The sequence below is a fragment of the Mycobacterium sp. 852002-53434_SCH5985345 genome (assembly GCF_001667155.1).
In the GTDB taxonomy this organism is placed as follows: Bacteria; Actinomycetota; Actinomycetes; order Mycobacteriales; family Mycobacteriaceae; genus Mycobacterium.
Window position 1 is genome coordinate 40,601 of sequence record NZ_LZIE01000039.1, and the last position, 22,858, is coordinate 63,458.

At 67.7% G+C, this 22,858-nt stretch carries 26 protein-coding genes; 14 read left to right on the forward strand and 12 right to left on the reverse strand.

Translation table 11 applies throughout. The features are described from left to right. Nucleotides 1-79 precede the first annotated feature (79 nt). Both A5756_RS07910 and A5756_RS07915 read left to right on the forward strand, forming a co-directional pair. Nucleotides 80-1,921, forward strand: a complete 1,842-nt coding sequence (locus A5756_RS07910) for a long-chain fatty acid--CoA ligase (RefSeq protein ID WP_066950099.1) — start codon at nt 80-82, stop codon at nt 1,919-1,921. A 121-nt stretch (nt 1,922-2,042) separates the two neighbouring features. After that, entirely contained in the window at nt 2,043-3,167 is a 1,125-nt protein-coding gene (locus A5756_RS07915) for a Vms1/Ankzf1 family peptidyl-tRNA hydrolase (protein WP_066950102.1), read from the forward strand. A gap of 83 nt (nt 3,168-3,250) precedes the next feature. On the opposite strand, the gene A5756_RS07920 is transcribed toward A5756_RS07915, so the two are convergent. Both A5756_RS07920 and A5756_RS07925 read right to left on the reverse strand, forming a co-directional pair. Continuing rightward, the gene (locus tag A5756_RS07920) at nt 3,251-4,057 is read right to left on the reverse strand and encodes an HPF/RaiA family ribosome-associated protein (RefSeq protein WP_066950105.1); all 807 of its coding nucleotides are present in this window, start codon (nt 4,055-4,057) and stop codon (nt 3,251-3,253) included. 29 nt (nt 4,058-4,086) lie between these two features. Continuing rightward, on the reverse strand, nt 4,087-4,368 hold the full coding sequence (locus tag A5756_RS07925) for a DUF1876 domain-containing protein (protein WP_066950588.1): 282 nt from the start codon (nt 4,366-4,368) through the stop codon (nt 4,087-4,089). Between the two features lie 217 nt (nt 4,369-4,585). Here A5756_RS07925 and A5756_RS07930 point away from each other — a divergent pair, with 217 nt between their 5' ends. Continuing rightward, a complete protein-coding gene (locus tag A5756_RS07930; protein ID WP_066950108.1) occupies nt 4,586-5,233 on the forward strand; it encodes a TetR/AcrR family transcriptional regulator in 648 nt (215 codons plus the stop codon). Here A5756_RS07930 and A5756_RS07935 read toward each other — a convergent pair. Genes A5756_RS07935 through A5756_RS07955 form a run of 5 tightly spaced genes read right to left on the reverse strand, consistent with a single transcriptional unit; the run spans nt 5,224 to nt 9,272 of the window. Continuing rightward, nucleotides 5,224-6,450: a lyase family protein gene (locus A5756_RS07935; RefSeq protein ID WP_066950111.1), complete on the reverse strand. Its 1,227-nt coding sequence runs from the start codon at nt 6,448-6,450 to the stop codon at nt 5,224-5,226. The two genes, A5756_RS07930 and A5756_RS07935, sit on opposite strands and share 10 nt — an antisense overlap. Next, nucleotides 6,447-7,010, reverse strand: coding sequence for a protocatechuate 3,4-dioxygenase subunit alpha (pcaG, locus tag A5756_RS07940; protein ID WP_066950114.1), 564 nt, complete (start codon nt 7,008-7,010; stop codon nt 6,447-6,449). The genes A5756_RS07935 and pcaG overlap by 4 nt, the downstream gene beginning before the upstream one ends. Next, nucleotides 7,003-7,758 carry a protocatechuate 3,4-dioxygenase subunit beta gene (gene pcaH, locus A5756_RS07945; protein WP_066950117.1) on the reverse strand — a complete coding sequence of 252 codons (756 nt, stop codon included), beginning with the start codon at nt 7,756-7,758 and terminating at the stop codon, nt 7,003-7,005. The genes pcaG and pcaH overlap by 8 nt, the downstream gene beginning before the upstream one ends. Before the next feature lie 60 nt (nt 7,759-7,818). Next, the gene (locus A5756_RS07950) at nt 7,819-8,304 is read right to left on the reverse strand and encodes a hemerythrin domain-containing protein (protein WP_066950130.1); all 486 of its coding nucleotides are present in this window, start codon (nt 8,302-8,304) and stop codon (nt 7,819-7,821) included. After that, nucleotides 8,301-9,272: a Rieske 2Fe-2S domain-containing protein gene (locus A5756_RS07955; RefSeq protein WP_066950592.1), complete on the reverse strand. Its 972-nt coding sequence runs from the start codon at nt 9,270-9,272 to the stop codon at nt 8,301-8,303. Before A5756_RS07955 ends, A5756_RS07950 begins: the two co-directional genes overlap by 4 nt. Before the next feature lie 299 nt (nt 9,273-9,571). On the opposite strand from A5756_RS07955, the gene A5756_RS07960 reads away from it, so the two are divergent. Genes A5756_RS07960 through A5756_RS07990 form a run of 7 tightly spaced genes read left to right on the forward strand, consistent with a single transcriptional unit; the run spans nt 9,572 to nt 15,078 of the window. Further along, complete coding sequence (locus A5756_RS07960; protein ID WP_066950134.1) at nt 9,572-10,921, forward strand: aromatic ring-hydroxylating dioxygenase subunit alpha; 1,350 nt, start codon at nt 9,572-9,574, stop codon at nt 10,919-10,921. Further along, entirely contained in the window at nt 10,918-11,445 is a 528-nt protein-coding gene (locus A5756_RS07965; RefSeq protein WP_066950137.1) for a 3-phenylpropionate/cinnamic acid dioxygenase subunit beta, read from the forward strand. The genes A5756_RS07960 and A5756_RS07965 overlap by 4 nt, the downstream gene beginning before the upstream one ends. Next, nucleotides 11,442-11,720, forward strand: coding sequence for a dihydrodiol dehydrogenase (locus tag A5756_RS07970; RefSeq protein WP_066950141.1), 279 nt, complete (start codon nt 11,442-11,444; stop codon nt 11,718-11,720). The genes A5756_RS07965 and A5756_RS07970 overlap by 4 nt, the downstream gene beginning before the upstream one ends. Continuing rightward, the gene (gene hcaB, locus A5756_RS07975; RefSeq protein ID WP_066950144.1) at nt 11,704-12,498 is read left to right on the forward strand and encodes a 3-(cis-5,6-dihydroxycyclohexa-1,3-dien-1-yl)propanoate dehydrogenase; all 795 of its coding nucleotides are present in this window, start codon (nt 11,704-11,706) and stop codon (nt 12,496-12,498) included. Before A5756_RS07970 ends, hcaB begins: the two co-directional genes overlap by 17 nt. Next, a complete protein-coding gene (locus tag A5756_RS07980) occupies nt 12,495-13,217 on the forward strand; it encodes a class II aldolase/adducin family protein (RefSeq protein WP_066950147.1) in 723 nt (240 codons plus the stop codon). Before hcaB ends, A5756_RS07980 begins: the two co-directional genes overlap by 4 nt. Before the next feature lie 48 nt (nt 13,218-13,265). After that, on the forward strand, nt 13,266-14,426 hold the full coding sequence (macS, locus tag A5756_RS07985) for a MacS family sensor histidine kinase (RefSeq protein ID WP_066950150.1): 1,161 nt from the start codon (nt 13,266-13,268) through the stop codon (nt 14,424-14,426). Continuing rightward, nucleotides 14,416-15,078, forward strand: a complete 663-nt coding sequence (locus A5756_RS07990; RefSeq protein WP_066950153.1) for a response regulator transcription factor — start codon at nt 14,416-14,418, stop codon at nt 15,076-15,078. The genes macS and A5756_RS07990 overlap by 11 nt, the downstream gene beginning before the upstream one ends. 48 nt (nt 15,079-15,126) lie before the next feature. Here A5756_RS07990 and A5756_RS07995 read toward each other — a convergent pair whose 3' ends face one another. The 3 genes from A5756_RS07995 to A5756_RS08005 form a co-directional block, all read right to left on the reverse strand. After that, the gene (locus tag A5756_RS07995) at nt 15,127-16,443 is read right to left on the reverse strand and encodes an acyltransferase (RefSeq protein WP_066950157.1); all 1,317 of its coding nucleotides are present in this window, start codon (nt 16,441-16,443) and stop codon (nt 15,127-15,129) included. Between the two features lie 134 nt (nt 16,444-16,577). Continuing rightward, nucleotides 16,578-16,871, reverse strand: a complete 294-nt coding sequence (locus A5756_RS08000) for a YiaA/YiaB family inner membrane protein (protein WP_066950159.1) — start codon at nt 16,869-16,871, stop codon at nt 16,578-16,580. A 333-nt stretch (nt 16,872-17,204) separates the two neighbouring features. Beyond that, the gene (locus A5756_RS08005; protein ID WP_066950162.1) at nt 17,205-18,008 is read right to left on the reverse strand and encodes an IclR family transcriptional regulator; all 804 of its coding nucleotides are present in this window, start codon (nt 18,006-18,008) and stop codon (nt 17,205-17,207) included. 116 nt (nt 18,009-18,124) lie between these two features. Between A5756_RS08005 and A5756_RS08010 the strand changes: the two genes are divergently transcribed. Both A5756_RS08010 and A5756_RS08015 read left to right on the forward strand, forming a co-directional pair. After that, a complete protein-coding gene (locus A5756_RS08010; protein ID WP_082948092.1) occupies nt 18,125-18,943 on the forward strand; it encodes an SGNH/GDSL hydrolase family protein in 819 nt (272 codons plus the stop codon). A 36-nt stretch (nt 18,944-18,979) separates the two neighbouring features. Next, the gene (locus A5756_RS08015; RefSeq protein WP_066950164.1) at nt 18,980-19,645 is read left to right on the forward strand and encodes a DedA family protein; all 666 of its coding nucleotides are present in this window, start codon (nt 18,980-18,982) and stop codon (nt 19,643-19,645) included. Between the two features lie 8 nt (nt 19,646-19,653). On the opposite strand, the gene A5756_RS08020 is transcribed toward A5756_RS08015, so the two are convergent. Then, complete coding sequence (locus A5756_RS08020) at nt 19,654-20,274, reverse strand: TetR/AcrR family transcriptional regulator (protein ID WP_066950167.1); 621 nt, start codon at nt 20,272-20,274, stop codon at nt 19,654-19,656. A 199-nt stretch (nt 20,275-20,473) separates the two neighbouring features. On the opposite strand from A5756_RS08020, the gene A5756_RS08025 reads away from it, so the two are divergent. Then, a complete protein-coding gene (locus tag A5756_RS08025) occupies nt 20,474-20,869 on the forward strand; it encodes an anti-sigma factor antagonist (RefSeq protein WP_066950170.1) in 396 nt (131 codons plus the stop codon). Between the two features lie 38 nt (nt 20,870-20,907). Further along, nucleotides 20,908-21,990, forward strand: coding sequence for a glutamate--cysteine ligase (locus tag A5756_RS08030; protein ID WP_066950173.1), 1,083 nt, complete (start codon nt 20,908-20,910; stop codon nt 21,988-21,990). Between the two features lie 25 nt (nt 21,991-22,015). Here A5756_RS08030 and A5756_RS08035 read toward each other — a convergent pair whose 3' ends face one another. After that, the gene (locus A5756_RS08035; RefSeq protein ID WP_066950177.1) at nt 22,016-22,801 is read right to left on the reverse strand and encodes a sulfite exporter TauE/SafE family protein; all 786 of its coding nucleotides are present in this window, start codon (nt 22,799-22,801) and stop codon (nt 22,016-22,018) included. Nucleotides 22,802-22,858 lie beyond the last annotated feature (57 nt).

The following is a 22,858-nucleotide window of genomic DNA, read 5'->3' on the forward strand; positions in this document are numbered from 1 at the left end:
CACCGCGCTCCGCAGGATCGAACGGTATACCGGTTCGCCTATGTCATCGGTAAACGTTTCGGGAGCAATGGATCGCGTTATGAAAGCACCACTGGCCTCAATGGAGAGGCCCGATTTCCACAAGATAGAAAACCGCGCGCCCTCGGTGGCACAGATGTTCGTCAACCGTGTCGCCGCCACCCCGCACGCGGAGGCCTTCCGCTATCCGCAAGACCACACCTGGGCGAGCGTGACCTGGCAGCAAGTCGGTGAACGCGTCAGCAATCTCGCCGCGGGTCTGATCGCGCTGGGCATCGAGCATGAGGACCGGGTGGCGCTCGCCTCGGCGACGCGCTACGAGTGGGTGCTCGTCGATTTCGCGATCATGTGCGCGGGCGCCGCCACCACCACCGTGTATCCGACGACGAACGCCGCCGATGTCGCGTATATCGTCGCCAATTCCGGGAGCCGGGTGGTGGTCGCCGAAAACCAGGCCCAGCTCGACAAGCTGATCGAACACCGGGACGAACTGCCCGACGTCAGCAAGGTCGTCGTCATCGACGGCAACGGCGACGGCGACTGGGTGATCACCCTCGCCGACCTGGATCTGTTGGGCAAGCAACTGCTCGCGGACTCACCCGAGGCCGTCAACGAGCGGGTCGCAGCCGTCGGCCCCGATCACCTGGCGAGCCTCATCTACACCTCCGGCACCACGGGGCGGCCCAAGGGCGTGCGGCTGACGCACGGCGCGTGGACGTACACCGCCGCGGCCATCGATTCGCTGGACATCCTCGGCCCCACCGACCTGAATTTCCTTTGGCTGCCACTGGCGCACGCGTTCGGCAAGGTGATGCTGGCACTGCCCCTGCAGATCGGCTTTGCCACCGCCATCGACGGCCGCGTCGAGCGGATCGTCGACAACCTGGCCGCCCTGCGGCCCACCCTGATGGGCGCGGCACCGCGCATCTTCGAAAAGGCGCACGCCCGCGTCCAGGACATGGTCGCCGAACAGGGCGGCCTCACGAAAATGATGTTCGACTGGGCGATCAAGGTCGGTATCAAGGTGTCGGAAGCCCGGCAGACCGGTAGAAAGCCCTCGCTTACGACATCGCTGGCCTACAAGGTGGCCGACCGCCTGGTGTTCACCAACATCCGCGAGCGGTTCGGCGGACGTCTGCGGTTCTTCGTCTCCGCCGCCGCCGCGCTGGACCGCGACGTCGCCCAGTGGTTCGACGCCGTGGGCATCATCGTGCTCGAGGGCTACGGGCTGACGGAGACCGCGGCGGCATCATTCATCAACCGCCCCAACGCTTATCGGCTCGGGACCGTGGGCTGGCCATTCCCCGCCACCGATGTGAAGATCGCCGGCGACGGCGAGGTATTGCTCAAAGGGCCGGGCCTGATGACCGCCTACCACGACCTGCCGGACGCCACCTCCGAGGCGCTGGACGAGGACGGGTGGTTCCACACCGGCGACATCGGAGAGGTCGACCCCGACGGATTTTTGCGGATCACCGACCGCAAAAAGGACATGTTCAAGACCTCCCAGGGCAAGTACGTGGCGCCGTCGGCGATCGATGCCCGGTTCAAAGGCACATGCCCGTACGTGAGCGAGCTGCTGGTCTACGGCGAGGGCAAGCCATACTGTGTCGCCCTGGTCAGCCTCGACAGCGAGGCGATCTCCGACTGGGCCAATAAGAATGGCCTGGCGGGCAAGTCCTTCGCCGAGATAGCGCGTGACGACAAGACACAGCAGCTGATCGCCGGATACATCGACGCCCTGAACGCCGAACTGAATCGCTGGGAACAGATCAAGAAGTTCACGATCGCCGACCGCGAACTGACCGTTGAGTCGGGCGATCTGACGCCGAGCATGAAACTGCGCCGGAAGGCGGTCATCGACAAATTCTCCGACCGCCTCGAGGCCCTCTACGAGCATTGACAACCGGGCCTTGGCCCGGGACCTAAGACCCGGTGCTGGGGGCTAACGACTCTCGTGGAGCCACGTCCACCGTCCATACGGTGGGCGGATATCGGCAACGGCAACAGTGAAGAGGGATGGCATGCAATCAGATCGCCTCAGGTGGCTGGTAAAAGTGAAAGGCCCATTCGCCTCGGTATATTTCGACGACTCGCACGACAGCCTGGACGCCGCCGAGCAGCTCGAAGCGAAATGGAACGGCATCCGTCAGCATTTGCACGAGATGGGCGCCGACGGGGCAATCGTCGGCATGCTCGAGGATGCGGTGCTGCATCATCGACCGGCTGTCGGACGGCGCGGCCGCGCGGTGATCGCGACCGCCGAACATGTGCTGATCAACGAGCACCTGATCAATCCGCCGCCGGCCACGGTGATTCGGGTGTCGGAGTATCCCTACCTCGTGCCGTTGATCGATTCGGAAATTCGGCGCCCCACCTACGTGTTCGCCGCGATCGACCGTGCCGGGGCGGACATCAGCCTGTATCGAGGCGGTGCCGTCAGCTCCGAAAGCGTTGAGGGCGGCGGCTATCCGGTGCACAAGCCGACGACTGCCGGTTGGAACGGCTACGGCGATTTTCAGCACACGACCGAGGAAGCCATTCGAATGAATTGCCGTGCGGTCGCCGACGAACTCACGCGCCTGGTGGACGACGCGGATCCCGAAGTGGTGTTCTTGTGCGGGGAAGTGCGTTCGCTCGCGGATCTGGTTGCCGAACTGCCCGAGCGGGTCGGCGAACGGGTGTCGGAGTTGCATGCCGGAACCCGCAAGAGCCATTGCGACGACGAAGAGATGAGCGAGCTGAAGGGCGAGGAGTTCGCCCGGCGTCGTGGAATCGAGATGTCCGCCCTGGCCCAACGATTCGAAGCGGAGATCGGCCGCGGATCCGGGCGGGCGACCGAAGGCCTTGCCGAGGTCTGCCGGGCCCTTCGCGACGGTAACGTCGACACGCTGATCGTCGGCGAGCTCGGCGATGCCACCGTGGTCACCGGCACGGCACTGACCACCATCGCGGCCGACGCCGACGCGCTGTCCGAACTCGGCGAACCCGTGGCACGGGTGGCACGGGCCGATGAGGCGTTGCCTTTCAACGCCATCGCGGTGGGCGCCTCGTTGGTCCGGGCCGGTCAGTTGATGGCACCCGCCGAAGGAGTGGGCGCCCTGCTGCGCTACGCCGCGGGCGACCGGATTCGTCGTCGCGGCGCGTAGGCGCGAACCGCCCGCGCTGCAATAGGTTTGGAGCGGCGGTCCCGGACGGGGGGATTGCCGGGACCGCCGCGGCTTCGGTTGGTCTATTGGTGTTCGCTCGCCGGCGTGATGAGTCCGTAGTGGCCGTCGTAGCGGTGATACAACACGCTGCCACGATCCCGGGCGGTGTCGACGAAGAACAGGAACGGCAGGCCGAGCAAGCCGATCCGCTCGATGGCCTGCTGGACGTCCAGCCGCGGTGCCGGCTGCGGACTGACGGTCAGCGGCAACTGGAACGGCGCCAGCTGATCAGCAGAGCCCGGATTGACCTGTGCCAGGCGGTATTCGGTCGGACCTTCGCGGTATAGCACGCTGTCCTGCTGCGTGCCCTCCTCGGTGAAGAGGTGGAAGTCGTAGTCGAGCTGCTCCATCTCCAGCGCGGCCTCTTCGACTGTGCAGGTGGGCAGGCTGTAGGACTTGTGCCGCATGATCCGGCGTTCGCTTTCCGGTCGCGGGAAGTACTTGGGCCGGTGGTTGTGTTCGGTTTCATGCCGCCATTCATGCGGCCGGGGCATGCCGCCTCGCTTGGCTTCCCAGTGCTCGGCCGCACGCTCGAGTTGGCGACGCAGTCGCGCTTCGAGTCGATCGATGGCTTCGCGCGCGGTGACGCCTTCGACCTGTGCGCGCACCGGCCGGCCGTTGACGTCCAGGCTTGCCTGCGCGATCACCCGGCGGGTCACCGCGGGGTCGCGGTGCTCGGCCAACCTGACGTGGGCGCGCAGCACCGGTTCGTGGGCGAGGTGGCCGAGCTCGCCGATCTTGGTGCGCGCGTATTCCTCGGCGTCGGGCAGCTGACCGTGCGTCGTTATCTGGACGTCGAAGGCGCCCGGTAAATCGGGTCGGTGTCTCATGGTGGCTTTCTTGCTTCTTCGCTGATCGCTCAGTGATGCAGACCCGTGACGGGTTCGTGGGTACTGGTTTGGATGTCGACGGATGTCGCAGCGAACAGCTGATTCGCCAGATCGGACAGCGCGCGGGCGATCGCGAGCTCGTCGCCGATCGCGGCCACGGGCTGATCTGCCGGGTCGAGTCGCGCCAGGCCGACGCCGACGAGGGTCTTGCCCGCCCAGGACAACCGCGCCTTCGCCCGGGTCCGTTCGTCGCGATCCTCGACCAGCACGTCGATGCGGCATGTCTTGGTGCCGTCGTCGTTCTTTGTCACCACCAGATGCGACCATTCCGAGCCAGGGCCCGAGTAGGGGCGGAAGTCCCGAATCGTGAGGTCGTTCGTCGACCCGCCGCGACGCCGGGTCGGTGGGTTGAAACGGCCAGCAAATACGTTGACGCATACGAAGAAAATGTCGAACTTAATCGACATTATTGCTGGGCTTAATCGACAGTTTCGTTCGCGTATATCGTCGTGCCCAACAGTAACGGGCGTGTCCGACCTCCCGACACAGACCAAGTACCTGCATGCCTCGCGGGGCCGCCGGTCGGCTCCGCACTCGGGCGACGACCGCGAACAGGCGATACTGGCCACGGCCGAACGCCTGCTGCAGGAACGGCCGCTCGCGGACTTTTCCGTCGACGACCTAGCAAAAGGCGCCGGGATTTCGCGTCCCACCTTCTACTTCTATTTCCCATCGAAGAACGCGGTGCTGCTGTCGCTGCTCGACCAGATGAACGCCAAGGCGCATGCGGCCCTCATGTCGCTCGGCGGCATATCGACCGATGACCCCGCGGAGCTCTGGCGGGCCCGCATCGAGGCGTTCTTCGAGGTGTCGGGCGCTCACCCGGCGGTCGCGGTGGCGGGCGCCTCGGCGAAGGCGACCAACCCCGAGGTGCGGCAATTGTGGTCCACGCTCATGCAGAGGTGGATCTTGCTGACCACGGCGGCCATCAAGGCGGAGCGCGGCCGGGGCGCCGCCCCCGACACCGTCCCGGCGGAGCAGCTGTCGGTGGCCCTCAACATGTTGAGCGAGCGGGTGATGGCCGCGACATTCACCGCCGAGGACGAGGCGATGCCCGAGGACCGGGCGATCGAGACGCTGCTGCACATCTGGCTGGCCAGCATCTATCAGCGCTGACCCAGCGCCCGGAGGGCTCGGTCCAGGCTCTCGTCGATCAGCCGGTCCACCGCTCCCAAGTAGCTCGGCGACGCCGGCCTCCCCGCCAAGTCGGCGATCGCCTTCTGCTCCCCCAGAACGTCTGCCGCAGCCAGGTTTTCGGACATCCGATCGGCGTGCACCACCAGCCCCGCCAGCAGCTCGGCGCATTGGGATCCGGCGACCACGGTGCGCCGGGCCAAGGTACGCAGTGCATCCCACTCGGCGTGCCAGGCGCCGTCGGGCCGTTCGTCGTTGGCCAGCGCCGCGGCGGTGTGCAGGGTCGCCGCCAGCTGCGGCGCGGAAAGCGCGGCCCGGCGAATGAGGATGGACAGCACCGGGTTTCGTTTGTGCGGCATCGACGACGAGCCGCCGCGGTTCGCGCCGCCCGGCTCGCTCAGTTCGCCGATCTCCGGGCGGGCCAGGGTGACGATGTCCGAGGCGATGCGGCCCCAGGAGTCGGTGCAGCCGACGAACGCGTCGGCGGCCGCGGTGACCGGCGTTCGCGTCGTGTGCCAGGGCGGTCGGACGGTCAGACCCAAAGCCGTCGCCGCGCTTTGCACCAGGCCGATCGAGACCTCGGCGGGGTCGTCGGCGCCGGTGAGCAGCGCTGCCAGCTCCGTGCTGGCCGCCAGTGTCCCGGCGGCCCCGCCGATCTGGATCGGAGCTACCACCGCGGACAGCCCCTCGACGGCGTCGACGGCGCCGTTCAGCCAGCCGGCCGCCTTCGCGCCGAACGTGGTCGGTGCCGCGTGCTGGGTCAGGGTGCGGGCCACCATGGGCGTCGCCCGGTGCCGGGTGGCGAGCTCGGTCAGCGTCGAGATCTGCTCCGCGAGCTGCGCTTTCAGCTCGCCGACCACGTCGCGCACTCCGAGCATCAGGCCGGTGTCCAGGACGTCCTGGCTGGTGAGTCCCCGGTGGATCCACGGCGCGACGGCCGGCGCCGCACGCTGCCGCAGCAGGGCGACGAGACCGATGACGGGGTTGCCGCCGTCCTCGGCGGCGGCTGCCAGGGATTCACAATCGTTGAAGGTCAACAGCATTGGCAGGTCCATCCCGGCGCACTCGGCCGGGGCCAGGCCTCCGGCGACGAGGGCGTCCAGCCAGGCGGCCTCCACCGCGACCATCGATTCCAGCAGGGCCCGATCCGTCATGTGGTCTCGGGCCCGGTGGTCGCCGGGCCACAGCAGGTTGGTCATCGCCCACCGTCCCGGTACGTCAAGAACACGGTCTCGCGCGGACCCTGCAGGTGGATGTCGAAACGGTATTGCCTGCAACCGCTTTCGGCGTCACAGAGCAAGCTGGCGCGCCGCTCGGCATCGAGGCTCGTCAGCAGCGGGTCGGCGCTCACGTCGCCGCCGGGCAGGTAGGCCCGGGTGAACAACCGGTCCAGCAGGCCCCGCGCGAAGACGGTCAGGGCGAAGAACGGCGGCCGCCCGACGCTCGCCGAACCGGGCGTTACGGTGGTGAAGCCGTAATGACCGGCGGCGTCGGTCGCCGACCGGCCCCAGCCCGTGAACGTCGGGACATTGCGGCGCAGCGAGCCGGCCTGCCGCGGGATTCGTCCGGTGCCATCGGGTTGCCACAGCTCGACCAGGGCGTCCGGGACGCCGTCGCCTGCGCCGTCGTAGACCGTACCGTGTAGCCGGACGGCGTGCGGATGACCATCGTCGACCAGGGCGCTGTCCCCGGGATACGGCAGCCCGAGGTCCAGGAATGGCCCGACCGTTTGCCCTGGGGTACAAGCGAATTCAGCCATCGAAGTCCTCGACCGGCGTTCGGGCGCCACCGGAGAGCACGATCTCCCACCGATACCCGGTCGCATACTCCGGCTCGGTGAGGTCGTGGTCGTAGCGGGCGATCAGCCGTCGACGCGCGGCGGGGTCGAGGACCGACTGGAAGATCGGATCCAGGTCGAACAGCGGGTCGCCGGGGAAGTACATCTGGGTGACCAGGCGCTGCGGGAAGGCGGTGCCGAAGAGGGAGAAGTGGATGTGCGCCGGGCGCCACGCGTTGCGGTGATTACGCCAGGGATACGGGCCGGGCTTGATGGTCAGGAAGCGGTACGACCCGTCCGGCCCGGTCCGACACCGGCCGGCGCCGGTGAAGTTCGGGTCGAGCGGAGCCGGGTGCTGGTCACGCTGGTGGCGGTACCGGCCGCCGGCATTGGCCTGCCAGATCTCGATCAACTGACCCGCCACCGGTTTGCCCGAGCCGTCGAGCACCCGCCCGGCGACGACGACGCGTTCTCCGAGGGGTTGGCCCGGGTGGCCGGCCGTCAGGTCAGCCTCGACCGGGTCGACGTCCTGGTGGCCGAAGCACGGCGCCCAGCGTTCGACCTCCTCGGGATCGACCGGCACCAGGGGTTGTTTGGGGTGGCGCAGGGTGGTGCTGCGGTAGGGCGGGTAGTCGAGCCGGGGCTGCGCTTCGCTCTCCCGGTATTCGGCTGCGATGCTGGCGATCTCGGCCGTGATGTCCCGCTGGGACGCGAGACACTCGGGGTTCATGTGCCGTGACGCTACTCTCGATGACCCCGCACGCCGCGCAAATCGGCGACGCGGCCGGACTTAGAGCGAGCGCACGAGCGCGGCCCGCCCCTTGGTGCGCATCTTGTAGAGGGCGGACCCGCGGTATTGCTCCATTTTCGCGGCCATCTTGTTGCCCAGTTCCTCGAGCTCCGCGTCGGTGATCTTGACCTCGGGGGGAGCCGGGATCATGTCGCGCTCCTCTTCGTCGGCGTGCGCCTCCAGCACCGTCTTGAAGGAGTTCCACTCGTCCTCGTAACCCGGGGCGCTCTGCGGGGTCCTGAGCAGCACCGAGAGTTGGTCGACCACCTGGCGGTGCTCGGCATGAGCGACGGCGATCAGCTTGGTGGCGTCTTTGAGGGCCGGGTAGTACAGGTCGTCCTCGATGCGGAAGTGGATGTCGAGCTCGATCAGCATGTCGTCGAAAAGGGCATGCCGCTCTTCGCTATTCACCGGCGCCTCGCTGACCTTGCGGCCGAGGCCCTTGATCACTATGTGGTGTTCCTTCAGCACGTCGTAGGCGTTCATTGCGCTTTCCCTTCTCCGATTCCCACCGCTGCACCGAGCCCGGGCTCGGGTTCGCCCCGAACTTCGACCATTCCGTTGACCAACCTCGCCTGGTAACACGGCAGCGGGGCAGCCGCCGGGCCGCGCCGAACGTCACCCGTCTCGGCCGCGAACCACGAACCGTGCCAAGGGCATACGAGCCGGCCACGGTCGATCCAGCCATCGGCCATCGGGGCGGCCAGGTGTGGACACAACTCCCCGAACGCCGCGACCTCCCCGGGGCGGGTCTGGCACACCACCAGCCCCACCCCGTCGACCTCGACACGCACCGGCTTTCCGTTCAGCGAAGCCGCCGGCAGCACTGGCGTCCATTCCGCGGTGCGCAGCCGCGCGCCCGACTGGTCGATTCCGATGCCGGACTCGAACACCAGCGCCCCACCGAGGTAGCTGCCCGCGACGGTGATGCCGTAACCCAGTGCGGTCAGCGCGATGCCGCGTCCGTGCCGGCCTCGGCGCCGATCCCACCACGACTGCGCGTACAGCCCCGTGGCCACCAGGTTCACCAGACCGTGCACGGCACCGACCCGGCGATCGGATTCGTGGGTGTGCTGCCAATCGGTGACGCCGGTGACGGCCGACCCGATGCTGGCCAGAATGCCCACCCCCAGGGCGCGCGACGCGAACTTCGACGCGTCGCGGACTTCGGTGGCGGGCTGGCCCGGCAGCAGGCTCAGGGCGTCCAACGCGACGGTGGTTCCCAGCGCGCCGCTCGTCAACGACGCCAGCGGCGGGTGCACCGGGTGGCCGAGCCAGACCCCATGCAGCGCGTTGGTCACCGTGTTGCGGGCGCTGCCCAGGCCGTTGAAGGCGAAGCTCAACACGTGTTCGAACCGGTAGCTCGGCCGATCCAGCCACTCTTGACGCCCGATGGCGGACACCACTCGCGATCCGAGTTTCTGCAATCGACCATCCAGTGACCGAGCAGCCATTGCACCCGCCTTCCTCACATACGTCGCCATAATTCGGCCGCGCACGCAAAATCGAACCGTTTACCCCTTGATTACCGCACGCTCACATGCGCAGCGGAGCTGACGTGACCACCGTAGCCCGGGCTTCTGGCCGCTTAGTTGTCAGAAACCTGTGAGTTACCAGAAAGCATTCTTGTAAAACCCTGACCGCGGAGCGGGCCCGGCAAGCGTCGCGATTGACCGGCGGCGGGTAGATGCGGGATTCTACTTAGCGGAATACTTCTCTGCACAGCAGACAATTAGGGTGTGAGGGGGTCACCATGACGGCCCATCGCGATGCCCGCGATGGCGTGTTCGCCAGCGTCCGCGACGGGATGATCCCCGCTTACATCTACAACGACAGTGAACTGTTCGCACTGGAGAAGGAACGGCTGTTCGGACGGGCGTGGATGTTCGCGGCGCACGAGTCCGAGATCCCGCAGGACGGCGACTACGTGGTGCGCCGGGTGCTCGACGACTCCTTCATCATCACTCGCGACTCGACGGGCGATGTGCGCGCCTTGTTCAATATGTGCCTGCATCGGGGCATGCAGGTCTGCCGCGCGGAGATGGGAAACGCCTCCAACTTCCGCTGCCCCTACCACGGCTGGACCTACCGCAACGACGGCCAGCTCACCGGCCTGCCGTTTCATCGGGAGGCCTACGGCGGCGAGGACGGGTTCGCCAGGAATGCCCAAACCCTGCTGCCCGCACCGAAATTCGCGAGCTACAACGGTCTGCTGTTCATCAGCATGGACCCGAACGCCGAGCCGCTCGAGGACTTCCTCGGCGACTTCAAGTTCTATCTGGACTTCTACACCAAACAGAGTGCCGGCGGCCTCGAAGTGCGGGGGCCGCAGCGCTGGCGCATCAAGGCCAACTGGAAGATCGGCGCCGAGAACTTCGCCGGCGACATGTACCACACGCCGCACACGCACGCGTCGATCGTGGACATCGGCCTGTTCCGCGAGCCGAAAGCGCAGAAACGCAAGGACGGCGCCACCTACTGGGCGCACCGCGGCGGCGGCACCACCTACAAACTTCCGCCGGGTGGCTTCGACGAACGGATGCGCTACGTCGGCTATCCCGACGAGATGATCGGCCGGATCAAAGGCGTGTGGACGTCGCGGCAGCAGCGGATGGTCGGCGAGGACGGTTTCATGATCTCGGCTGCCACCTGCTTTCCGAATCTGAGCTTCGTGCATAACTGGCCGAAGGTGCATGACCGCGAAGACCAAGTGCTGCCCTTCATCTCGATCCGGCTGTGGCAGCCCATCAGCGAGAACGAGACCGAGGTCTGCTCGTGGTTCGCGGTGGACTCCGCCGCTCCCCCGCAGTACAAACAGGACTCGTACAAGGCATATCTGATGTGCTTCGGATCCACCGGCATGTTCGAGCAGGACGACGTGGAGAACTGGGTGTCGCTGACCACCACCGCGGGCGGTTCGATGGCCCGGCGGCTGCTGCTGAACAGCCGGATGGGGCTGCTGTCCGATGGCAGCCCGGTGGTCGAGCCGCTGGCCGCCGATGCTTTCCACGGGCCGGGCCGCGCGCAGGTCGGCTATAACGAATACAACCAGCGCGCGCTGCTGAACATGTGGGCCGATTACCTGCAGGGGGCTGGCGCATGAGAAAGGCGTTGCCGTCCTTGCCGTTTCATGACGCCCGGCACCTGCAGGCGCACCAGTTCCTGGTGGACGAGGCATATCTGCTGGATGCCCAGCAGTACGAAGCGTGGTTGGACACGATGACCGACGATGTCCGCTACGTGATGCCCGTGCGGGTCACCACCGCGCGCGGAGCCGGGTTCGACGCCTCCCCGGGCATGGCGCACTTCGACGAGGACAGATATTCGCTGAGCCAGCGCGTCGCGCGGATGGGCACCGAACACGCCTGGGCCGAGGATCCGCCGTCGCGGCTGCGCCACTTCGTCACCAACGTGCGCACCTTCGAGCACGACGACCCGGCGCAACTGTGGGTCGAATCGGCCGAACTGCTGTTCCGCAGCCGGGGCGACGTGAACGAAAGCGCCTTGCTGTCGTGCGGGCGCGAGGACGTGCTGCGCTGGTGCGATGATCGCTGGAAGCTGGCCCGGCGCAATATCATCGCCGACGAGTCGGTGCTCCGGATGCAAAACCTGGCGGTGTTCCTATGAATGACGAACTGCAGCGGCTGCTGGACGGCGCGGTCGGCGAACCCCTCGTCGTCGCAAACGAGTTCACCGAGGTGGTGGTGCGCCGGGTCGACACCCGAAACGGGTCGAGGCTGCTGATCGGCGCACCGCGATCCGGGCAATGGATCACCTTGGACGCGCTCGAGGTCGAGGCCCTGACATGGCAGAACGGTCGCACCCTGGCGGCAATGGTCGGCAATTCCCACGCGCCGCTGCTGCCCGATGAAGCCGAGGAGGGTGATGACCGGCTGGCTTGAGGGCAAGCGCGCGCTGGTCGTCGGCGCCGGTTCCGGGATCGGCCGGGCCGTGGTGGACGTGTTTCGCAGCGAGGGCGCGAAAGTTGCTGCGCTGGAACGTGATCACGAAAAATGCGAGAACTTGCGCCGGCAGTTGCCCGATGTTCCGGTCGTCGACGGCGACGCGACCACCCGGGAAGCCAATGACCAAGCGGTCGCCGCCGCGGTGGACGCCTACGGCGGATTGGACACGCTGGTCAACTGCGTCGGAGTCTTCGACTTCTACCGCGGCATCGGCGACATCGACGCCGATGACCTGCCCGGCGCGTTCGACGAGATGTTTCGCACCAACGTGCTCAGCCATCTGCAGTCCGTCAAGGCGGCGCTCCCCCGGCTGCGGGACGGAACGGGATCCTCGATCATCCTGACCGAGTCCGCGTCGTCGTTCTATCCCGGACGTGGTGGCGCGCTGTACGTGTCGTCGAAATTCGCCGTCCGCGGCCTGGTGGCCGCCCTGGCCCACGAGCTGGCGCCGCAGATCCGGGTCAACGGGGTGGCGCCCGGCGGCACGCTGGGCACCGACCTGCGTGGGCTTGCCAGCCTGGGGCTCGGGGGCGTCCGCCTGGACGACACCGCCGACCGGGCACAACAGCTGGCCGCGCGCACGCCGCTGAACGTCGCGCTCTCCGGGCAGGACCACGCGTGGAGCTTCGCGTTTCTGGCCTCCGACCGGGCCCGCGGGATCACCGGCGAAACCGTCCGTCCCGACGGGGGATTCGGGCTGGGTGCGCCAAGATGACCCCCCTTGACGAGCAGCGCGCGTTGGTGGCGCAGGGCTGCCGAGTGGCCGCGGCCCGCGGCCTCGTCGACGGCATCCTCGGCCACCTGAGCATGCGGGTCGACGACGAGCGCCTGCTCGTCCGCTGCCGCAGCGACACCGATACCGGGGTGGCTTTCACCCGGCCCAGCGACATCCGGCTCGTCACCTTCGACGGCGGCGCAGGCGCCGACGGCGAACTCGACGGCTATCGCGTGCCCAACGAATTGCCCATCCACGTCGAGACCATGTTGGCCGATCCCCGGCATCGTTCCGTGGCGCATCTGCACCCGCCCGCCGTGGTCGCCGCCGACCTGGCCGGCATCGCGATCCGGCCGATCTACGGTGCGTACGACATTCCCGGCGCGTGGCTCGCACGCGGCGGCGTGCCCGTCTACGAACGCGCCGCGCTGATCCGCACCCCGGCGCTGGGCAAGGAGATGGTGGCCGCCATGCGCGGGCGGCCGGTGGTCATCTGCCGCGGACACGGGATCACCAGCGCGGCCGCCACCGTGCCGGAGGCGGTGCTGCAGGCCATCAGCCTCGACGCGCTGGCCCGAATGTCGTTGCGGGTGCGAGGCGCGGGCGGGACCCTGCGGGACATCGACGACGCCGACTGGGAAGACCTGCCCGACCTGGGGCCCTCGTTCATCGCCGAGGCCGCCTGGCGGCACGAAGTTGCACGGTTGCCGGCCGACTGACGTTGCGTCACACGCCAGTCTTCCCCACCGCCATCAGGCCCCACATTTATGCTGACCACGATGGCGAAAAACAGCCTTGATCCCACCACGCCGTTATGGCGTGCGGCGCAAGTGTTCCGGCTGCTGAGCTGCATTTACGCCGCAGGGTTCCAGATCGCCATCAACCCGGATCTGCGTCGGCCCGCGCTGGGCTGGGTGCTGTTCGCGGTGCTGATCGGCTGGAGCGCGGCGTGCGCGGTGGCTTACTTACGCGGGTTCGGTCGCAAACCAGCGTGGGTACTCGCCGAAGTCGTGATCGTCGTGCTGCTCATGTCGTCGAACACCATCGTCACCACCCCCCACTGGGCGGCCGACAATCAGACCTGGCCGACAACGCTGTGGGCCAGCAACCCCACGATCTCGGCGGCTATCCAGTTCGGCCCCGCCGGTGGCATGCTCACGGGCCTGGTGGTGATGGCCACCAATTTCGCGGTCAAGAACTATCTCGCCCTCAACCTTGGGCATAACGCCACCGTCATCATCGAGCTGGCGATCGGCATGGCGATCGGCATGGCCGCCCAAACCGCGCGGCGCGCCCACGATGAGCTCCAACAGGCGGCCCGATTGACGGCCGCGGTGCAGGAACGGGAACGCTTGTCCCGCCAAGTCCATGACGGGGCCATCCAGGTGCTGGCGCTGGTGGCCAAGAAAGGCCACGAAATCGGCGGCGCCACAGCAGAACTCGCCGACCTGGCCAGCGAGCAGGAACGCACGCTACGACGATGGCTCGCCAGCACGGACATCGACCATGACACCGACGGCGCCACCATCGATCTGCGCACCCTGCTGCGCTGCCGGGAATCCGACCGGGTGTCGCTGAGCCTGCCCGCGACACCGGTGCCCGTGGTTCGCCGGGTGGGCACCGAGCTCGACGCGGCGGTGGGCAACGCGCTGGACAACGTGGAAGCACATGCCGGGCCCGGTGCGCACGCGTTCGTGCTCGTCGAAGACCTCGGCGATTCCGTTGTGGTGAGCATCCGCGACGACGGGGTGGGAATCGCCGCCGGCCGGCTCGAGGAAGCGGCCGGGCAGGGGCGCTTGGGCATCTCGCAATCGATCGTCGGGCGGTTGACTTCGCTGGGCGGCAGCGCCCACCTGCGAAGCGAACCGGGAGAAGGCGCCGAATGGGAGTTGTGCGTGCCACGCGGAAAGGCGCCCCATGGCCGATGAGACCCCCACGACCGTGATGGTCGTCGACGACCATCCCATCTGGCGTGACGCGGTCGCCCGCGACCTGGCCGACGCGGGGTTCACCGTGGTCGCCACCGCCGATGGCGTTGCCGCGGCGGGGCGGCGGGCGGCCGTGGTCAAGCCCGACGTCGTCGTGATGGACATGCAGCTGCCCGACGGCGATGGCGCACAAGCGACCGCGGGGGTGCTCGCGGTCTCTCCCTCGTCTCGAGTGCTGGTGCTCTCGGCCTCGGATGAGCGAGACGACGTGTTGGAAGCCGTCAAGGCCGGTGCGACCGGGTATCTGGTCAAGAGCGCATCCAAATCAGAACTGGCGCAAGCCGTGACAGCGACCGCTGAAGGCCGCGCCGTGTTCACTCCGAGTCTGGCGGGGCTGGTGTTGGGTGAATACCGGCGGATGGCGCAGAGCAAGGGCGACGGTCCCGCTCGGCCCACGCTCACCGAACGCGAAACCGAGGTTTTGCGCTATGTGGCAAAGGGCCTGTCCGCCAAGCAGATCGCCCAGAAGCTGTCGCTCAGCCACCGCACGGTGGAAAACCACGTGCAGACGACCTTCCGCAAACTTCAGGTTGCCAACCGGGTCGAGTTGGCGCGCTACGCCATCGAGCACGGCCTCGACGAGGAGCCGTGACCCGCAGAGCAGCCAGCTGACTGCCCTGCGGGTCAACGAATTCTGCTTCTACCCGCGAACCGTGTTGGGGCGCTTGGCCGAAGCGGCGGCCACCACGCGGGCGCCCACCAACGCGGTCACCATTACGGCCATGCACACCAGGCCGTCGTCTTTGAGCCCCCACCTGATGGCGGCAAGGATGGCCACGCCCGCCACGCACAACAGGGCGCCGATGGCCGCTCCCCGCCCGCGCCCTCTCACGGTCGGGGCGCCGTCCCAGCCCGACAGTGGGTTGTTCTCCAGCGGCCGCAGCGTCACGAAAAGCACCGCCACGGCGACCGCCACGACGAGCAGTTGCGCGAGGCTGACGGCGAGGAAATCCCGCGAGCCCGGGTAACGAGGGCAGCCGAGGCAGTCGAAGACCAAATGCGCGCCGAGCAGCACGGGCATGTGCCACAAGTACAGCGTCATGGCGCCGGAGTTACCAATGGCGGTCCACCACCACACCCTCGGTCGCTGGGCCCAGCGTGCGATCGCCGGCGCGGCGGCAATAGCCAAGGCGCTCAGGATGATTGCGTGCCCGGCCAACAGCAGCGACGGCGGGCTGGTGTTGGACAGCTGGTGATCACCGGTGCCCACCATGCTGATCTGATACGGACCCCAGTGCACGAGCGCGACGTCGACGGCGAACCCGATGGCCGCGATGACGAGTGCGGCGCGCCCGGTGAGCAGCCGGCGGCGGTAGGCGATGCCGAACATGGCGGGGATGAGCCAGACGGCCAGGTTGAGGTAGCCCAGCGGCATCATGGCCGGCCAGTGCAGCCGGATGGCGTCGATCGCCGCGATCGCCGCGTAGACGCCGGCCACAGCGGCGGCGAGGCGCCCGGCGCTGTTGATGCGGTACAACACCGGCATGGCGGCCAGCACCAGCACGTAGGCGCCCAAGAACCACAGCAGCTGCGTACTGACACCGGCGACCGGCTCGTAGATGTGTTGCGGCAGAGTTCGATACAGCACCGTCAGCGCGACCGCCCAAAACGCCAGGTAATAGAACACCGGCCGGAACAGTCTGGTGCAGCGTTTCATCAGCCAGTCACCCCAGTTTGTGCCGGCAGACCACGACGATAGGCAGGCCGCGGCGCCGGCGAAGAAGAACAGCGGCACGATCTGTAGGAGCCAGGTCGCTGCCTGAAACACCACCGAGGTGGTCAGCAGGTTATCCCAGATCAAGACGTGGTTTTCGATGATGCTGATGGCCATCACGGTGTGGCCGAGCACCACACCGATCAGCGACGTGATGCGGATGACGTCCAGTACGCGATCGCGGTCGGCCGGGGTGGCCGCCGCCACCTCGGCGACGTCGGGGAATCTTGCGAGAGCTGCCATGGGGATGTACCGGCCCTTTCGGGGAATCTGTTGGTGAACAAGGGGATTAATCGGCGGGCTGTCATGAAGAGCATCGCCGATCGCGCAGGGCCCGCGCCCGCGCAGTTCTACGCGTCAGGCGTGAGTAGTACTACTCAATTCGAGGCGGCGTTGAGCGGGTCGTAGTCGGCCAGCAGTTTCTCGATGCGTGCTTCGTCCAGGCGCACGCGCACCGTCGCGGCTTCCTGTTGGTCGCGGATCGCCTTGGCCAGGGTGAACGCGCTCGACACCAAGAACAGGAAGGTGATGCCGAGAAACGATCGCTGCCACCCATCGAGCGGAAGGAAGTAGATCCCGCCCAGCGCTGCCACGAGGCTGATCGCGAACGCGACGGCGGCCTGAACGAAGAATGCGGCTGTGGTTTTGGAGATGCTATTGGGAACGGTCATGCCAAAGAGCCTGCGGCAGCGCGCTGCTCGCCGGAATCCGTAAGAATACTCAAATCATTCGGGCACCAGCAGCTGTCACGTGGTCGATGGCGGCTCACGCCGGATTTGATAGCACCGGCGCTATCAAGATCGGGAGTCTCTCATGTCCCGGGGAGGCGCGGCTCTCCGGACCATATGGCTCACGCGGAATTTGATAGCGCGGGCGCTATCAAAAACGGGAGTGCACACATCCTTGCGGAGAGCGCTGGTAGCGCGGACGGTATCAAACCCCGCGCCATCCCCCGCACGGCCATGACAATGCCGCGGTCGCCGGGCAGCGTTCGGGGCGCCGTCTCAGCCGAGTTGGTCGCCAATCTCCTTGGCCGCCTTGCCAAGAGCCGCGGCCACCGCGCCGTAGCGGGAGGCGTCCAGCCGATACTGCGGGGCGGCGGCGTTGAGCGCGAGGCGCAGGCCCGGCGCCCGCGTCGGTATGGGCACCGCGACCGAAGCCACGCCTTCCTCGCTTTCCTCGCGGTTGATGGCGTAGCCGCGCTCGCGGATAGCGGCGAGCTCGGCCTCCAACTCGGTCCGGCTGCCGATCGACGCGGCCGTGATGCGTTCCAACCGCTCGTGCGGCAGCAGCTGACGCAGCTCCGGTTCGGGCAGCTGCGCCAGCATGACCTTGCCCGTGGACGTGCAATGCGCCGGCATGGTGCGGCCCAGCCGCGAAGCCACCCGGACCGCGGCCGGGCCTTCGACGGCGGCGATGAAGCGGACGCTGGCGCCGTCCAACATCCCGACGTGGATGGTTTCGCGCAGTTGCTCACCGAGGCTTCGCATGATCGGGGCGGCCGATCGCTGGATGTCGATGCGGCCGAAGATCGCGAACGCCACACCGGTCAACGCCGGTCCGGGCAGGTACGCCTTCGACACCGGGTCCTGCCGGACGAACCCGCGGTAGGCCAGCATCGCCAGCAACCGATGCGCGGTGGACGACGCCACGCCCAGGTAGCGGGTGGCCTCGCTCAACCGGATCTGGGGTTGTTCGCCCAGCAGCAGCAGCAGCTTGAGTGCGTTGTCGACCGACTCGATCGGATACTGCGGCGCAAGCGAATCGGCGGCCGGCGCGGCCGTGGCCCGCTCGCTCTTTCTCGCCATGACAGCGAAGGTACTCGCGCCGGTTGCGACTCACAGCAAGCTGAGCACGGCCGCGCGCGGCAAGTGGCGGCCATGCCTACCACACCGCGATCGCGATCGCTATTACTCTCGGCTTCGTGTTCGGGGCTATTCCGTCTGGATATCGCCGTTACGTCGCCATCGGGGACAGTCAGACCGAGGGCTTGTGGGACGGCGACGACGTCGTCGGTCTCCTCGGATTCGCCGACCGGCTCGCCGTCACGATCGACTCGTTGTATCCGGGACTGCACTACGCCAACCTGGCGATCCGCGGCAAACGGGTCGCCGACGTCTTGTCCGAGCAGGTCCCGCTGGCCCTGGCGATGCGGCCCGACCTGATCACCGTCTGCGCGGGGATGAACGACGTCATCCAGCCGGGGCGGTCGTTCGGTCCGGCCCTGGCCGACCTCGAAAACGTCTACGCCGCGCTGGCCAGATCCGGCGCGACGGTGGTGACGACGACCTTCCCGAACGTCGCGCAGTTCCTGCCGCTCGGTCGGCTGGTGTCCGGGCGTCTCGCCCGCATCAATGCGGCGATCACGGCCGCCGCCGATCGCTACGGTTTCCGGCTCGTCGACCTGTACAACGCGCCGTCGATGCGCGAGCTGGACACCTGGGCCATCGACCGGGTGCACGCCTCCACCAAGGGGCACATGTTGTTCGCCGCCGCGGCCGCCGAGGCATTGAATCTGCCCGGCAGCAACCATGATTGGGCCCACGGGAGCCCCGATGCGAGGCGCCGGTCGCTGACCACGGGCACCTACGAGCAATTGCGCTGGACGCAGGACAGTTTCTTCCCGTGGATCTGGCGGCGCCTGCGCGGCCTGTCGTCGGCCGACGGCCGCGAGCCCAAACGGCCCCAGCTGGAGAGCCTCAGCGCGCCGAGCCGACCGGCCGACGCGACCCGGAGGGTTTAGGGCGCGTATCGCCGGACGGTCAGGCATCCTGGACGCATGGATGTGGAGGCTTTGCTGCACGCGATCCCGCCGCTCGCGGTCTACCTGGTGGTAGGCGGTGTGGTCGGGCTGGAAAGCCTGGGCATTCCGCTTCCCGGGGAGATCATCCTGGTCAGCGCCGCGCTGATGTCGTCGCACGACGATCTGCCCGTCAACCCCGTCGGCGTCGGCGTCGCGGCGGTGATCGGCGCCGTGGTCGGCGACTCGATCGGGTACGCGATCGGACGCCGGTTCGGCATGCCGCTCTTCGACCGCCTGGGCCGGCGGTTCCCCAAACATTTCGGTCCCGGACACGTCGCGTTGGCCGAAAAGCTGTTCAACCGCTGGGGAGTTCGGGCGGTCTTCCTCGGCCGGTTCATCGCGCTGCTGCGGATCTTCGCCGGGCCGCTGGCCGGCGCCCTGAAGATGCACTACCCGCGCTTCTTGGCGGCGAACGTCTCGGGCGCCATCTGCTGGGCCGGCGGCACGACCGCGCTGGTGTACTACGCCGGAATGGCCGCGGAACGCTGGCTGGAGCGGTTCTCCTGGATAGCGCTGGTCATCGCGATCGTGTTCGGGCTGATCGCCGCCTTCGCGCTGCGAGAACGCACCTCCCGGGCCATCGCCGAGCTCGAGGCCGAGCATTACCGCAACGCCGACAGCACCGCGGCCGACGCAGCTTGAGACAGCGGTTAGCTGGCCGCCTCGCCGAGATCCTCGGGCGCAGCCGGACGGTGCTCTTCGATGAGGGCAACGGCCATCCTGCGGGCACGCAACGCCGCATCAATGTCGCCCACGGCCGCCAGGATGATGGCGCCCTTCATCAAGATGTGCCAGGACGAGGCGAAGTCCTCGACGTCGGTCAGGCCCGCCGCCACGGCGCGCTGACGCACGATGTCGCGTACGTGCTCGATGTGGGTGATGCAGGCCCGTCCCGCAGGCGAATCGGGCCCGAGTTCGAGCAGCACGTTGATGAACGAGCAGCCCTCGTAGCCGTCACGCAGCTGAATCCAGTCGTGCATGACGTCGAAGATCGCGAGCAACTGTTGCTCGGGCGTCTCGCCCCGCTGCCGTGACTGCTCCTCGATCAGGCCGTGGGTCCACAGTTCCTCGCGCCGCTGCAGCACGGCCAGCACAAGGTCGTTCTTGGTGGCGAAATGCCGGTACAACGTGGCCCTGGCGACACCGGCCCGGTCGATCACCTCTTCGGTGCCGACCGCACGGATTCCACGCCGACTGAACAGCTCATATGCCGCGGACAGGATACGTTCACGAGCCGACGCGGCGGGCGTTCCGACATCGGAGGTTGTCATAGCAACCCACAACATACTCTTAGCTGGCATAGGTAGACAGACAGACCTGTCTTGTTATAGAAATGAGATTCGCATTCCGCGAAAAGTCTGTCTTCAGACGGCAGGACGGGCATCCATCGCAGCGTCGTAGACGCCGGTCGATTAGGAGTCCACGATGTTGAGCTCGGTCATTGCAGAACCCATGACAACTACCCACCTGATGCTGAGCACGAAGCTGGTCTACGAGCTTGGCGACCCCAACAGCACGCTGCGCGCGTCAGCCGATCGCAGCGGCCCGGCGGTACTGATCTACGCCGGCGGGGAGGTCGACGCCTGCAACGAGCACACCTGGCGCCAGCTGGTCAGCGAAGTCGCCGGCATCGTCATCGCGCCGGGGTCCCTGGTCGTCGACGTCACGGGGCTGGATTTCATGGCCTGCTGCGCGTTCGCGGTGCTGGCCGACGAGGCGAAGCGCTGCAAGGAGCGCGGCGTCGAGTTGCGCCTGGTGAGCCGCGAGCCGATCGTCGCCCGTATCGTCGACGCGTGCGGCCTGTCGGCCCTGCTGCCCATCTACCCGACCGCCGATTCCGCGCTGGCATCCGCGGCCCGTTGGTGACGGCGCGGCACGGACACCGATAGGGCCCCTGCGGCTGGATGAACGACCCTCCCACCTTCGGCGCGGAGGAAGAATTCCTCCTTGTCGACCCGCGAACCGGCGAACCGGCTCCGCAAAACGCCGATGTGGCCGCCGAGGCCAAGCGCCGGGGTGTTGAGCTGCAGCTGGAACTCAGCAGCTGCCAAGTGGAAACCACCTCCAGCGTCGTGTCGACCAGCACGGAACTCGGCGAGGAGCTGGCCCGGCTGCGGCGCACCGCGGCACAGGCGGCCGAGGCTGTGGGGCTTCGGCTGCTCGCCGCCGGTCTTCCGCCGGCCACACCGCATGAGTTTCCCGTCACCGACACCCCCCGCTATCGCCGGATCGGCGCGGAGTACGGGATGGTCGCGCACGAGCAAGGGATCTGCGGATGCCATGTGCACGTCGAGGTTCCCGACCGCGCGGCCGCCATCCATGTCAGCAACTGGCTGCGGCCGTGGCTGCCGAATTTGCTTGCGCTGGCGGCTAATTCGGCGGTGTACCGCGGCGCCGACAGCGGCTACGCGAGCTGGCGCAGTGTCCTGTGGCGACGCTGGCCGGTGGCCGGGCCGCCGCCCTTCTTCCCGTCGCCCGACGAATACGACCGCACAGTGCGGATGCTGATCGACAGCGAAGTGATCCTGGACGAGAAGATGGTCTATTGGGACGTGCGCCCGTCGGAGAACTTCCCGACGATCGAGGTGCGGGTGGCCGACGTGCCGGCGACCGTCGCGGAAACGGTGTTGCTCGCCACGCTGGTCCGGGCCGCGGTGATGACGGCGCTGGACGACGACCAGCCCGGGCGGCTTCCGCCGGCGGCCCTGCGCGCGGCGTACTGGAAGGCCGCCCACGACGGGGTCGCCGGACGCACGCTCGACCTTGTCCACGGCCGCGGAGCGGTGTCCGCGCGCGAGCAGTTGGGCGCCCTCGTACAGCGCGTGCGGCCGGCGCTGGAGACGCTCGGCGAATATGACCGCGTGGTGGGCGAACTCGACCGTGTCGCCACGCAGGGCAACGGGGCGATGCGTCAGCTGCGGGCGTGGCGCAGGCGGGGCGAGGTGATGGACGTCATCGACGAAGTGGCCACCGCCACGCTGAGCTGAACCCCTTGGGGCGCAGCCACGCCCGTCAGGCCACGGCGAGGAGTCGATACAGCCCGATCAGGCCGACCACCACGATCGTCGCGCGCAGCGCGTTTCCCGACAGCCGGCGGCCGTAGCGCGCCCCGATCAGCCCGCCGATCAGCGACCCCGCGGCGATCAGCCCGGCGGCCGGCCAGCTGATGCGGCCGAAGGCGACCAACGTATAGGCAATCGCGGCAACGACATTCACCACGAGCGCCAGCAGGTTCTTGGCGGCGTTCATCCGCTGTACCGACTCCGGCAGCAGCGCGCCCATCAGGCCGACCAACAGGATGCCTTGAGCGGCGGTGAAATAACCGCCATAGACGCCGACGGCGAATGTCCCGAACACCAGGACGGCCATGCGGCGGGGCGTGATGTGCTCGGGCGAGCGGCCCGCGGCCTCGGCGCGCCGGCCCGTCCACGCCTGAATCCGCGGCCCGGCGACCACCAGGACCAGCGCCAGGACCAACAGTACCGGCACCACTTCGGCGAAGACCTTCTCCGGCAGATGCAGCAGCAGGAACGCACCCAGCATCGCGCCGCACAGCGACGCCGGAAGCTGCCAGCGCAGCCGATCCCATTGGCCGCGCAGCTCGGCGCGGTAGCCCCAGGTGCCCGACACGCTGCCGGCGACCAGACCGATCGCGTTCGACATGGTGGCCGTCACCGGCGGGAAGCCGAGGGCGACCAGCGTGGGGAACGTGATCAGCGTCCCGGACCCGACCAGCGCGTTGATGGCGCCGGCGCAGAACCCGGCCAAGCAAATGAGAATCATGTGGGAAGGCGACACTGAAGAAAAACCTTAGCCTGCCGCAGGTTTCGGCAGGCGGGCGACCGCCGGTTGCGC